This window comes from Butyricicoccus pullicaecorum (genome assembly GCF_002160355.1).
GTDB lineage: Bacteria > Bacillota > Clostridia > Oscillospirales > Butyricicoccaceae > Butyricicoccus > Butyricicoccus pullicaecorum.
Genome location: NZ_NFKK01000007.1, coordinates 14,491 through 27,126, shown reverse-complemented (window position 1 = coordinate 27,126; position 12,636 = coordinate 14,491). Strand labels below are relative to the sequence as shown.

The following is a 12,636-nucleotide window of genomic DNA, read 5'->3' as shown; positions in this document are numbered from 1 at the left end:
AATGGAGAAGAAAAACAGGACAAGGAGGAACTTTTCCGCATGAGACAATGGATGCGCAGAGCGACCGCAGGCGTGCTGGCCGCTGCTGCTTTGACTGGTATGGCCGGTGCGGCTAACTTCACACACTGTGCCGATGCGCTCAAAAATATGGGACTGCTCGTTGGTACGCAGAACGGTTACGAACTCGACCGCACGCCTACCCGCGCCGAGGCTGCTATTATGCTGGTGCGCCTGCTGGGTGAGGAAGATGCAGCGATGGCCGGAAACTATGACGTTCCGTTTACCGACGTACCCGATTGGGCGGCGCCCTATATCGGCTGGCTGTACGAGAACAAGTTGACCGTCGGTGTCAGCGACACCAAGTTCGGCACCCGCGATACGTGCAGCGCACAGCAATATGCAACTTTCCTGCTGCGTGCACTGGGATACGAGGACGGAAATGGATATACTTATAAGACCGCGCTGGACTACGCCGAAAAGCTGGGGGTAATTGACGAGGTCAACTGTGACACCGACCCGTTCCTGCGTGATCATGTGGTCGCCATGAGCTACACCGCGCTCAGCCGTCCGACGGCGGACGGGACAGACATGCTGCTCGAAGCGCTCGTGGAGCGTGGCAGCGTCAGCGCGAGCAAGGCCTCGGATACGCTGACCCTGTTCCAGAGCTGTCAGGCGTACGATCAGATACGCATGCAGAATGCCCAATCGGGTGCGCGTACCTACGATCTGACCGCAACCATCACCGACAACGCCTACAATGAGGCTGCATGCAGCGGTACGCTGACCGTGGACGGTCAGGATTTCTCGGCTGAACTGCGGCAGGATGGCACGCTCATCATGGGACTGTACCAGAAAAACGGTACGCTCTATCGCTACGAGAACGGAAAAACGGTCAAGGCGGCACAGCCGGTGACGCTGGGCACGGCAGATGCCCGCATTCCGGTCAGCGCGGTCATGGACGTGAGTGCACAAAATGGACGATATGCGTTTTCCTTTATGCCGGGTGTGCTGAATGAACTGGTGAGCGGTTCCAATGTCGTGCTCAAGCAGGTCGATTACAGCGCGACCGAGCAGAGTGGCGTATTCAGCCAGCGGACCGGACGCATTTATGTGAACATGCCGATCGGCGGACGCACCTCGACCTATGCCATTTCGCTCAGCGCTGCCCTGCGCAGCCAGAGCGGCAGCGTGCAGGTACCGGACGGAATGGACGTATAAAAAATTTTTTTAAAAGAATGGGAAAACTTGGAACTTTTGGAGAGAGCCTGCGTCTAACCTAACAAGAGAATCCAAAGGAGGACGAAGATTATGAAAAAGAAGCAGATTTTAGCAATGGGCCTGAGTGCCGTACTGGCGTGCAGCAGCGTAGCATTTGCAGCAGATGCAACCGCAGCAGAGACCACCGCTCCGGCAGCCGATAACACCGCCGCAACCGAGACCACGACCACCGCAGTACCGCAGGTCAAGGAGTCTTTCCGCACCGGTTCGATGGCAACCGTCAGCAAGATCAACATGGACGGCGAGACCGTTTCCTCGATTCTGGTCAAGACCACCGATGAGCAGGATATCCAGCTCAACCTGGGCGCAGACACCCTGATCGTAAACAACGAGACCGGCGCTGCCGCAGCACTGTCCGACATCAAGGAAGGCGACAAGATTTACGCATACTACTCCAAGGCAATGACCCGCAGCCTGCCGCCGCAGTCGGCTTGCGAGCTGATTCTGGTTGGCGTGGGTGAGAATACCCCGGCATCCCTGCACGAGGTTGGCACGGTTTCTATCAACGAAGAGGGAATGACCGAGGTTCTGACCGCGGACGGCAGCATGATCATCCGCATGGACGACAAGACCACTTACGCACCCTACAAGACCAAGAACATCGTGACCAAGGCTGACCTGACCGAGGGTACCCGTTTCCTGGCATGGTACGACATCGTTGCAATGAGCTATCCGGGTCAGGCTTACACCCAGAAGGTTGTAATCCTGCCGGCAGCAGCAACCGAGGAGACCGCTACCGAGACTCAGGCAACCCGTGAGACCGAGCAGACCGCTGCTGAGACCACCGAGCTGACCATCGTTGCTGGCGGCAAGACCCTGGAAGTCAAGGGCGAGATGAAGGACGGCGTTGCAGTTGTACCCGTTCGCGCAGCAGCAGAGGCTCTGGGCTGCACGGTCAGCTATGAGCAGAAGGACGGCAAGGAGTACGTTACCGTTGAGAACGACACCCGTTCGATGACACTGGAGATTGGTACCGACAACTACGTTTCGACCACCAAGATCGAGGACGCAGTTGGTATGACCGCTCCCGCACAGTATGGCGTTGCACCGTACATCGTAGACGGCACGACTTACGCCGCAGCAGACCTGTTCAAGGCTCTGGTTGGCTTTGATGTTGTAACCGAGGCTGGTACGGTCACCATCACCGCACAGGCATAAAAAATAAGTTCATATAAGAAATTGCCGCTGTATTGCGAAAAATACGGCGAAAATCGAGAGCCGCCTTGGATTGGCGGCTCTTTTTTGCATCGATTTCACAGGATATATGAAATCGATTTCATATATCAAAAACTAAAAAATTCGATATATACGGAAAAGATGACTCAAAAGTCTAAAAATTTCGTAACTTTTTGCAAGAAAATATCACCTGAAAAATATAACTTTTTCGGTGTATCTTTGTAAAAGATACGTAAAATATTGACATATGATACAAATAATACTTGTAAAATACATCGATATTTATGCATAATACCGTTGAATGTCGAAAAATGTTTGGATATAATCGAGTTAATGAAATCTAAGATATAGGAGGTCGCACATATGCTGTACGAAGTACGCTTTCGCTGTAATCATGTTCACACAATGGATCTGACTGGCCAGGCCGAGGATCGCTTCCGTAAGATCGCTCTGTATAACCAAATGTTTTGTCCGGAATGCCGGGCACAGTATGCGATCTCCCATACACGGGAATTGCCCCTGTTCCGTGCTTTTGTCATGCCGGCACGACAGATGCAGTAAATCTGCGTGACTCAGAAATTCGTTTCTCCAAAACTCTCCTTCTTAAAATTGCCGTGATCAAGCGGCACCTGATACCCCTGCACAGAAAACCGCAGTCTGTTAAGACTGCGGTTTTCTGCATATTCGGAAGATTTTTCGCATAAGAAAAACCGGGTTTTCCCTGGAAAACCCGGCGGGAAGATAAACTTAGTCGGCAAAGCTTGCGATAACTGCGGGAAGGTCGCCGATGGTGGGTGCGATGGCATCCGCGCCTGCACGCTCGAGCTCTTCGCGCGAGCCAAAACCGAACAGAACACCGACCGCGCGCACCTGTGCCGCGTGTGCACCCTCAATGTCGTGTCTGCGGTCACCGATCATCAGCACGCTGTCGCGGTCGGGATGACCGAGCTGCGCGAGCGTGTGCTCAATGACCTGCAATTTGGTCGAGATCGTGCCATCCATGGTCGCACCCGAAATCAGGGTGAAGTACTGGGACAGGTTGAAGTGATCCAGAATGCGCACGGCGAAGTCCTGCGGCTTGGAGGTCGCGGTACACAGGACGTAGCCCTGTGCCTTGAGATCGGCCAGTAGTCCGGGCATCTCGGGGAACAGACGGTTTTCAAACAGACCGACTACGCGGAAGCGTTCGCGGTAGGCGTCCTGACACTTGAGCGCGGTCTCACGGTCTACACCGTGGTTCTCCATAAAACCGGTGACGAGCGGGGGACCAATGTAGGCGGTGAGGGTATCCAGATCGTCTACCTGAATGCCACATACCTTGTCCAGTGCGTAGGCCACCGACTTGGTGATACCCTCCTTGGGGTTGGTCAGTGTGCCGTCGAGGTCGAAAAAGAGATAACGAATCATGCTTCTACGGTACCCTCGCATACGGTGACAGCGGGGCCGGTCATCCAGACGGTCTCGTCGGTGTAGCAGATGGTCAGATCGCCGCCGCGCAGGTGTACCAGAATGTCTTCGTTCTTGGGACAGTGACCGTTGAGCACGGCTGCAACTGCTGCCGCACAGGTGCCCGTACCGCATGCCCAGGTCTCGCCGCTGCCGCGCTCCCAGACACGCATCTTGAGTTCGTGGTCACCCAGTACATTGATAAACTCGGTGTTGACGCGCTCGGGGAAAGCGGGGTGGTGCTCAAAGTCCGGGCCAATCTTCTCGAGATCCAGACCGTCTACATCCTCCTCCTGGAACAGGACGCAGTGCGGATTGCCCATACCGACCGCGGTTGCCGCGTAGGTCACACCGTTTACGGTCAGATCGGTGCCTGCCTGCTGGGGCAGGGTGCAGGGGATTTCGCTGGGGGTCAGGATGGCAGCGCCCATGTCCACGCGTACCTGAACCACCTTGCCGTTCTCCGGGTACAGGGTCAGGTGCTTGATGCCCGACAGCGTCTCGACCGTGATCTCGGTGCGGTCACCGACCATGCCATAATCGTACAGGTATTTGCCCACGCAGCGGATACCGTTTCCGCACATTTTACCCTCGCTGCCGTCGGCGTTGAACATGCGCATTTTTGCGTCTGCGACCTCGGACGGACAGATCAGGATGATGCCGTCACTGCCTACGCCGAAGTGCACTTCAGAGAGGCGAATGGCCAGCTCAGACGGGTTTTTGATTGACTGTTCAAAACAATTAAAATAGAGATAGCTGTTTCCGCAGCCCTGCATTTTTGTGAAAGAAAGTTTCATAAATGGCCTCCTTGGCGGAAAATATGAGATATTACCATGATAAACGGTTTGGCAAGGCGCGTCAAGAGGGGATATCGGGGGAGAGAAGGGTCGGAAAAATGGATTTTTTGCATTTTGCATAGAAAGGAGCGGCGCGGAGCGGCTATCCTTGTCGATTGCAGAAAACCGGCGTTCACAGGGCGGTTCTGCGCTGGACAAAGGGAAAAAATGCGCATATAATGAAATTTATAGTTGGTCTGCCGCGAGAAAAACGCAGACCGCACCCGGCCCAAGGGGGGCCGTCTCTCAAAATTTGAACTTGGATTAAAAATAGGAGGCAAACCATGAGCAAAGTACCCGAACTGTTCGGTAGTATGGTGTTCAACGAATCGGTCATGAAGGAGCGTCTGCCCAAAGACGTATTCAAGGCGCTCAAGAGCACGATCACGGAGGGCACCGCACTCGACCCGACGGTTGCAAACATCGTGGCCAACGCAATGAAGGACTGGGCCATTTCGATGGGGGCGACCCATTATACCCATTGGTTCCAGCCTATGACCGGTATCACCGCGGAAAAGCATGACTCGTTCATCACCCCGGGTGCCGAAGGCGCGGTCATCATGGAGTTTTCGGGCAAGGAGCTCATCAAGGGCGAGCCGGACGCATCGTCCTTCCCGTCGGGCGGTCTGCGCGCGACCTTTGAGGCACGCGGTTACACCGCATGGGACCCGACCTCCTATGCATTCATTAAGGATCACACCCTGTGCATCCCGACTGCATTCTGCTCGTACACCGGCCAGATCCTCGACAAGAAGACCCCGCTTCTGCGCTCGATGGAAGCAATCTCCAAGCAGGCTTGCCGCGTGCTGCGCCTGTTCGGCAAGGACTGCAAGCATGTTACCACCACGGTCGGCCCGGAGCAGGAATATTTCCTCATCAACAAGAGCGATTACGCCAAGCGTCCCGACCTTATCCTGACCGGCCGTACCCTGTTCGGTGCACCTGCACCCAAGGGCCAGGAGATGGATGACCACTATTTCGGCTCCATCCGTCCGCGCGTCAAGGCATTCATGGCAGAGCTTGACGAAGAGCTGTGGAAGCTCGGCATCTACTCCAAGACCGAGCACAACGAGGTCGCACCCTGCCAGCACGAGATGGCGCCCATCTTTGAGACCACCAACATTGCGGTCGATCACAACCAGCTGACCATGGAGGTCATGAAGCGTGTCGCTGACCGTCACGGTTTCGTCTGCCTGCTGCACGAAAAGCCGTTTGAGGGCATCAACGGTTCGGGTAAGCACAATAACTGGTCGATCTCGACCGATCGCGGCGAGAACCTGCTCGAGCCGGGCAACACCCCGTCTTCCAACGCACAGTTCCTGCTGTTCCTGACCGCTGTCATCAAGGCAGTCGACGAGTATCAGGATCTGCTGCGCCTGTCGGCAGCGAGCGCGGGCAATGACCATCGCCTGGGCGCACACGAGGCACCTCCGGCAGTTGTCTCCATGTACATCGGCGACGAGCTGGGCGCAGTCGTTGACGCGATGGTATCGGGCAAGACCTACCACGCAGCCGAGAAGACCCACATGGACATCGGCGTCAGCGCTCTGCCCAACATCCCCAAGGATACCTCTGACCGTAACCGTACCTCGCCCTTTGCCTTCACCGGCAATAAGTTCGAGTTCCGTATGCCCGGTTCGACCTTCAACGTGGCATGTACCAACACCATCCTGAACACGGCGGTAGCAGAAGAGCTGCGCCAGTTCGCTGACGAGCTCGAGCAGGCCGAGAACTTTGAGCAGGCGCTGTCCGAGCTGATCATCCGCGAGATCAAGGCGCACAAGCGCATTATCTTCAACGGCAACGGCTACGATGATGCATGGCTGGTTGAGGCTAAGAAGCGCGGCCTGTCCAATCTGGCTTCCACGCCCGATGCACTGCCGCACTACACCGACAAGAAGAACCTCCAGCTGTTCACCCGTCACGGTGTCTACACCCCGGTTGAGGTTGGCTCGCGTGAGGAGATTCTGCTCGAAGAGTACGCAAAGACCCTGCGCATCGAGGCGCTGACCATGCTCGACATGCTGCGCAAGCTCATCCTGCCCGCTTGTGCCAAGTTCTCCCGTGATCTGGCTGAGGGTGTTGCACTCAAGAAGCAGATCGGCGTAGACGCTCCGGCTGAGGTTGAGATGGTACGCAAGGTCACCGACAAGACCGCTGCGCTGTCTGCTGCACAGGACGTGCTGGCGCACAAGGTAGAGGCTGCAAAGGATGTGCTGACCGAGGCATTCGCTGTCGCACCCGGCGGCGTGGGCGCACGCAAGCTGTCGCGCTACTACCGCGACGAGGTCCTGCCTGCAATGAAGGAAGCCAGAAAGCTCGCGGACGAACTGGAGAACCTGGTCTCCAAGGAGTACTGGCCCTTCCCGACATACAGCGACATTCTGTTCTACGTATAAGTTTTTTCAGCGCGCAGCCGTCAGGCTGCGCGCTTTGTCTTATGTGCGGACAAAACCGCATGAATATGGGAAAATTGGACGTTTTTTATAGTCTTTCGTCAAAAGTTGTGATATACTAATTCCCATCAGCAAATGATACGGAGGCCCTGTTGTGAAGATGAAGAAACTATTAGCCGCGGGTATGCTGGGCGCATTGCTTTTGATGTCCGGCTGCGAGCCTGCGTCCAGTCAGTCGGACTTTTATGCGATGGATACCTTTATGACCGTCACGACCTATGACAAGAACGAAAAGACGGCCGAGGATACAAGGGTAGAGATCGAACAGCATATCAATGGACTGGATCAGCTCATGTCGCGCCAGCGAGAAGAGAGTGAGCTGTCTGCGCTCAACGCGGCGAACGGTCAGCCGGTCACCGTGTCGGACGAGCTTTACGAGGCGATCGAGACCGCGGTACAGTATGCCGAGCTGACGGGCGGTGCATACGACCCGACCACGGCACCGCTGTCTGATCTGTGGGGTATCGGTACCGATCACGAACACGTCCCGACCCAAGCGGAGATCGATGAGACGCTTAAGAAGGTCGGCTGGCGCAATATCCAGCTGCTGGGAAACAATACCGTACAGTTGCTAAACGGTGCACAGATTGACCTCGGCGGTATCGGCAAGGGCTGGGCGGCCAATGATGCGGCAGCCATCTGCCGGATGGCAGGGGATACCATGCAGGCGCTCGCGCAGCTGGGCGGCAATATCTACGGCATCGGAAAAAATCCCAACAGCGAGGACGGCACCTGGCGCATCGGCATCGCCGATCCGGACAACAGTGCAAGCTCGGTTGCGGTGATCTCGATGACCGATGAATCGGTCGTGACCTCGGGCGATTATGAGCGGTATTTCATGCAGGATGGCAAGCGATACCATCACATTTTTGACCCTTCGACCGGATATCCGACCGATAACGGCCTGCGCAGTGTCACGGTCGTTGATACCGATTCGGCGGAGGCCGACGCGCTGACCACCGGTCTGTTTGTCAAGGGACTGGATAAGGGGCTGGAATTCTGCGCAGAACACGACATCAAGGCGGTTTTTATCACCTCTGACAAGCGCATCATTCCGACCGAGAACGTATTGCCGCAGTATACCTTTATGGGTGAGGAAGCAGGGTACATCGATGCAAGGTAAATTGCGCTGGGGCGACTTTGTGATTTGTGCGGTCGTGCTGGTGCTGGCGGGACTCATCACCTTGCCCTTCCTCTTTCAGCCCTCGGACAGCCTGACCTGTGAGATCAAGCAGGGCGATACCGTGGTCAAGACCATACGCTTGGCCGACGGCTATCAGGACACCATCACGCTGACAGAGGGAGAGATCACGAACGTCATCGAGGTGGACGGCAAGAGCGTACGCTTTGCCTCGTCCAACTGTCCCGACCAGGTGTGCGTCCACACCGGAACGCTCACCCGTGCCGGTCAGATGGCGGTCTGTCTGCCCACGCGTGTCGTCGTGCGCTTGATCGGTGAAGATACGACCGTAGATGCGGTGGCACGATGAGAGGGGGCAGGGATAAATGAAGACAAGCAAACGGGTCGCACTGTGCGGTCTGCTGGTTGCGGCAGCACTGGTGCTGTCCCTTGTGGAGCACATGTTTCCCTTACAGGCCGCCGTGCCTATTCCGGGCATCAAACTGGGTCTTGCGAACGTCGTGACACTCTTTGCCTTGACGCGTCTGCGGCTGCGTGAGACGGTCGCGGTCGTTGTGGTGCGCGTCATCCTGTCCTCGGTGTTTATGGGCAGCGTCACCGCATTTCTGTTCTCGCTCTTCGGCGGCCTGCTGTCCATGCTGGTCATGCGCGTACTGCTGTACGGTCTGGGACGGTGCTTTTCCATTCCGGGGATCTCGATTGCGGGCGCAGCTGCACATAATATCGGCCAGATCGGCGCGGCCATTCTCGTGCTGGGCACGGTCGACGTGGTGGGCTATCTGCCCTTCCTACTCGTGCTGTCCATCCCGATGGGCTTTGCAACCGGTCTGGTCTGTGCGGCAGTGCTCGGTCACCTCAAAAAAATAAATATGGAAATCTAACCGAACTTTTCCGGTCTCGCTTCCGGTTAATGCGCGTACAAAGCACACATACTAGCGCAAAAAGGAAGGAGCGAGATTCGATGAAAAAGCGTATGTTATCTTCTGTCCTGCTGGCGCTGGCGCTCACGTCCATGCTGGCCGGCTGCGGCAATCAGAATGACACCAAGCCGGATAACAATATGACCGACCAGACCACGCAGAACGATGCGGCACAGAATAGCGATACCACCGACCTGCCCAACGCGCCCGACAACGGCTCGAACGTGCAGGGGGATAAAAATATGGTCGGTGACGATCAGACACCGAGTGACGGTTCGGTGACCCAGGATGCCAAGGATATGGCGGATAATGCGGGTGATATGGTCGGAGACGCAGGCGACATGGTTGGCGACGCGGCCAAGGATGCTGGTAACGCAGTGAAAAACGCGACCGACTCCATGACGGGAAAGAAGTAAAAAAATAAGCGGGGTGCAATCCGGTTTTCGGACTGCATCCCGCTTTTGTGATGCGCAAAAATTATTTCTTGTTGAACAGCTCGTAGCCGCCCTGCTTCTTGCTGTAAATGTCGTAGCCGCCCTTCTTGAGCGCCTTGAGCAGACGGTTTGCGTGCTCATCGCCGCTGACTTCGCAGACGACCTCGATGATGGCCTCGTCGATGTCCAGATCGGCTGCGACACGGTCATGGTTGAACAGGATGACGTTTGCATTCTGCTCGGCCACGATGTGTGCAAAGTTCTCCAGTGCACCCGGAACGTCGGGCATGATGGTCGAGAACTTGATATGACGGTGACGGGTGACCAGACCCTTTTCAACAACCTTGTGGATGAAGGATACGTCGATATTGCCGCCCGACATAACGCAGACGACCTTCTTGCCCTTGATATCTACCTTCTGATTCAGAACAGCGGCAAGGGAAGCGGCACCTGCGGGCTCGACGACCTGCTTGGTGCGCTCGAGCAGCATGAGGATGGTGGATGCGATCTCGGCATCGGATACGGTGACCATCTGATCGACGTACTGGTTGATGTACTGCATGGTCAGGTCGCCCGGTTCCTTGACTGCGATACCGTCAGCAATGGTGTGTGCGGTTGCAGTCGGACGGATGCTGTCCTGATGGAAGGAGTCCACGATCGCAGATGCGCCCTCAGCCTGTACGCCGATGACCTGAATGCGGGGGTTGATCTGCTTGACACAGGCAGCAACACCCGAGATCAGTCCGCCGCCGCCGGCAGGAACAAAAATCATGTCAACCGTAGGCAGATCGCTCAGGATTTCCAGGCCAATCGTACCCTGACCGGCCATAACATCCTCGTCGTTGAACGGATGGATGAGCTCTGCGCCGGTCTGCTCAATGATCTCGCAGGCCTTCTGGTAGGTCTCGTCGTAAACCGAGCCGTGCAGCACGACCTTGGCGCCGTAGCCCTCGGTTGCTGCGACCTTGGCAATAGGTGCCGAGCGGGGCATGACGATGGTTGCCGGAACGCCGACCGAAGCAGCAGCGAAGGCAACGCCCTGTGCATGGTTGCCAGCGGAGGAGGCGACGACCGCTTTGAGGTTGCCCTCCATGTAACGCTTCATAATCTTGTTGTACGCACCGCGTACCTTAAAAGAACCGGTTTTTTGCTGATTTTCATATTTCAGATAAACTTCCGCGCCGGTCATCGCGGAAAAGGTGCAGGACGTGCTCAGAGGAATGGTGTGGATGACATTCTTCAGGCGGGCCGCTGCTTCCTGGAAGTCATTGACTGTCAGCATATTGATTTCCCTGCTTTCCGAAAAAGGTTGATTATATTTTTACAGTTTAGCATGGTGTCTTGCGAATTGCAATACATCTAGCCGAAATTTGACTGCAAAAAAACCAGAATTTTCGCGAGGGAATAGATTTAAGTTGTGTTTTTTAGAGCATTTTGTTATAATAATCTTGTCTGAATGTAGATAAATCTATGCGGAGAAGGAAACATTATGAGCCAATCGGAAATGGGTTTTCGCACAGCACCCTTTGGGTTCCGGCGGGAAGACGTGCTTGACTTTATCGAGGTTGAAGCCGACCGCCGCAGTGCACTCGAAGAAAAACTGAATAAGGCCGAGCAGGAGCGTGCACGCATCCTGCAGGAAAAGGACGAAGCCGATCGCGCCGCACAGGCGCTCATCGCCGACCGTGACCGCGTGCTGCAGGAAGAGCAGGCCAAGGAGCAGACCATTGTCTCGCTCAAGGCGCAGGTGCGTCAGGCACAGGATGAGGCTGAGCGGGCAAAGCAGGAGATTCAGACGCTCAAGAGCCGTCTGGAAGAGGCGCAGAGCGCGCTCGATCACGTGCGTGCGGACAATGCCGAGCTGATTTCCAAGTGCGCCGAGTACGATGAGGCACGTGCACGTCTGGCTGAGATCGAGCTGTGCGCACATGGCCGCGCTGAGGAGATTCAGCAGCGCGCTGAGCACGACGCGTGCTCACTGGTCGGTGAGGCTGAGCAGATGGCCGAGCGACTGCTCGCGGCGATTGAGCACACAAAGGAGTCCTATCGGCAGGCACTGGCCGCAGCCGAGCGCGAGAACGCCAAGGCAAATGCACAGGCCGCCGAGGCACTGACCCAGCTGGACGAGATTATGACCGGTCTGCGCGGACGCATGTCGGGCACAGCACCCGAGCCCAAGCCGCAGGCGGCGAAGCCGGAAAAGCCGGTGCACAAGACCGAGGCAAAACCTGTGGTACATACCGAAGAGAAACCGGCCTGTCCGATGCGCGAAAAGCCCACGCTTGCCCAGCTTCTGGGCGCGCTGCGCGGCAATAAATGACGGAGGAACCAGCATGGCACACTATGATTTAAAGACCCAAGACCTCAAAGCGTTCGCACCCAAGCTGCGGGCAGGCGATACGGTCACGCTGACCGGTACGCTGTACACCGCGCGCGATGCGGCGCACAAGCGTATTGTCGCAGCGATGGACGAGGGACAGGACTTACCGTTCGACTTGGACGGCGCAGCGGTCTACTACGCAGGCCCGACCCCGGAAAAGCCCGGTCAGGTCATTGGCTCGGTCGGTCCGACCACTTCGGGACGCATGGACCCTTATTCGCCCCGCCTGCTCGACGCCGGTCTGACCTGTATGATCGGTAAGGGCGTACGCTCGCAGGCAGTTGCCGATGCGATGGCACGCAACGGCGCCGTGTACATGGTCGCTATTGGCGGTGCCGGTGCGGTCAAGGCAGAGAGCGTCAAGGCACTCGATGTGATTGCATACGAGGATTTGGGATGTGAGTCGGTCAAGCGGCTGACTGTCGAGGGATTTACTGCCATTGTGGCAATGGACAGTGTAGGCGGTAACCTGTACCGCGATGGTGCGGCGCAGTATCGCACCGAATAAGGGATGATTTGATTGATTCGGGGAAAGAATTGACGATTTTACGAAAGAGGGGAAACCACCA

13 protein-coding genes are annotated in these 12,636 nt (G+C 56.3%); 10 read left to right on the top strand and 3 right to left on the bottom strand.

Annotated elements, in window-relative coordinates:
- Nucleotides 1–39: 39 nt before the first annotated feature.
- The 3 genes from B5F17_RS07440 (at nucleotide 40) to B5F17_RS07430 (ending at nucleotide 3,015) form a co-directional block, all read left to right on the top strand.
- Nucleotides 40–1,218 carry an S-layer homology domain-containing protein gene (locus tag B5F17_RS07440; protein WP_087372537.1) on the top strand — a complete coding sequence of 393 codons (1,179 nt, stop codon included), beginning with the start codon at nucleotides 40–42 and terminating at the stop codon, nucleotides 1,216–1,218.
- Between the two features lie 90 nt (nucleotides 1,219–1,308).
- Entirely contained in the window at nucleotides 1,309–2,436 is a 1,128-nt protein-coding gene (locus B5F17_RS07435) for a stalk domain-containing protein (protein WP_087372534.1), read from the top strand.
- Nucleotides 2,437–2,817: 381 nt separating this feature from the next.
- Nucleotides 2,818–3,015 carry a hypothetical protein gene (locus B5F17_RS07430; protein WP_016147618.1) on the top strand — a complete coding sequence of 66 codons (198 nt, stop codon included), beginning with the start codon at nucleotides 2,818–2,820 and terminating at the stop codon, nucleotides 3,013–3,015.
- 186 nt (nucleotides 3,016–3,201) lie between these two features.
- Here the strand turns inward: B5F17_RS07430 and B5F17_RS07425 are convergent, their stop codons facing one another.
- On the bottom strand, nucleotides 3,202–3,861 hold the full coding sequence (locus B5F17_RS07425; protein ID WP_087372532.1) for an HAD hydrolase-like protein: 660 nt from the start codon (nucleotides 3,859–3,861) through the stop codon (nucleotides 3,202–3,204).
- Complete coding sequence (gene dapF / locus B5F17_RS07420; protein WP_087372529.1) at nucleotides 3,858–4,697, bottom strand: diaminopimelate epimerase; 840 nt, start codon at nucleotides 4,695–4,697, stop codon at nucleotides 3,858–3,860. The genes B5F17_RS07425 and dapF overlap by 4 nt, the downstream gene beginning before the upstream one ends.
- 323 nt (nucleotides 4,698–5,020) lie before the next feature.
- Between dapF and B5F17_RS07415 the strand changes: the two genes are divergently transcribed.
- From B5F17_RS07415 to B5F17_RS07395, 5 genes are all read left to right on the top strand, one after another.
- Complete coding sequence (locus B5F17_RS07415) at nucleotides 5,021–7,135, top strand: glutamine synthetase III family protein (protein ID WP_087372526.1); 2,115 nt, start codon at nucleotides 5,021–5,023, stop codon at nucleotides 7,133–7,135.
- A 157-nt stretch (nucleotides 7,136–7,292) separates the two neighbouring features.
- Nucleotides 7,293–8,315, top strand: coding sequence for an FAD:protein FMN transferase (locus B5F17_RS07410; protein ID WP_242968726.1), 1,023 nt, complete (start codon nucleotides 7,293–7,295; stop codon nucleotides 8,313–8,315).
- The gene (locus B5F17_RS07405) at nucleotides 8,305–8,682 is read left to right on the top strand and encodes a NusG domain II-containing protein (protein ID WP_087372521.1); all 378 of its coding nucleotides are present in this window, start codon (nucleotides 8,305–8,307) and stop codon (nucleotides 8,680–8,682) included. Before B5F17_RS07410 ends, B5F17_RS07405 begins: the two co-directional genes overlap by 11 nt.
- Before the next feature lie 16 nt (nucleotides 8,683–8,698).
- On the top strand, nucleotides 8,699–9,214 hold the full coding sequence (locus B5F17_RS07400; RefSeq protein ID WP_087372518.1) for a Gx transporter family protein: 516 nt from the start codon (nucleotides 8,699–8,701) through the stop codon (nucleotides 9,212–9,214).
- 80 nt (nucleotides 9,215–9,294) lie between these two features.
- Entirely contained in the window at nucleotides 9,295–9,669 is a 375-nt protein-coding gene (locus B5F17_RS07395) for a hypothetical protein (RefSeq protein ID WP_087372515.1), read from the top strand.
- 61 nt (nucleotides 9,670–9,730) lie between these two features.
- On the opposite strand, the gene ilvA is transcribed toward B5F17_RS07395, so the two are convergent.
- A complete protein-coding gene (gene ilvA, locus B5F17_RS07390) occupies nucleotides 9,731–10,969 on the bottom strand; it encodes a threonine ammonia-lyase (protein WP_016147610.1) in 1,239 nt (412 codons plus the stop codon).
- A gap of 207 nt (nucleotides 10,970–11,176) precedes the next feature.
- Here ilvA and B5F17_RS07385 point away from each other — a divergent pair, with 207 nt between their 5' ends.
- Both B5F17_RS07385 and B5F17_RS07380 read left to right on the top strand, forming a co-directional pair.
- Nucleotides 11,177–12,007 carry a hypothetical protein gene (locus B5F17_RS07385; protein WP_087372511.1) on the top strand — a complete coding sequence of 277 codons (831 nt, stop codon included), beginning with the start codon at nucleotides 11,177–11,179 and terminating at the stop codon, nucleotides 12,005–12,007.
- 13 nt (nucleotides 12,008–12,020) lie between these two features.
- Nucleotides 12,021–12,575: a FumA C-terminus/TtdB family hydratase beta subunit gene (locus B5F17_RS07380; protein ID WP_087372508.1), complete on the top strand. Its 555-nt coding sequence runs from the start codon at nucleotides 12,021–12,023 to the stop codon at nucleotides 12,573–12,575.
- Nucleotides 12,576–12,636: the final 61 nt, after the last annotated feature.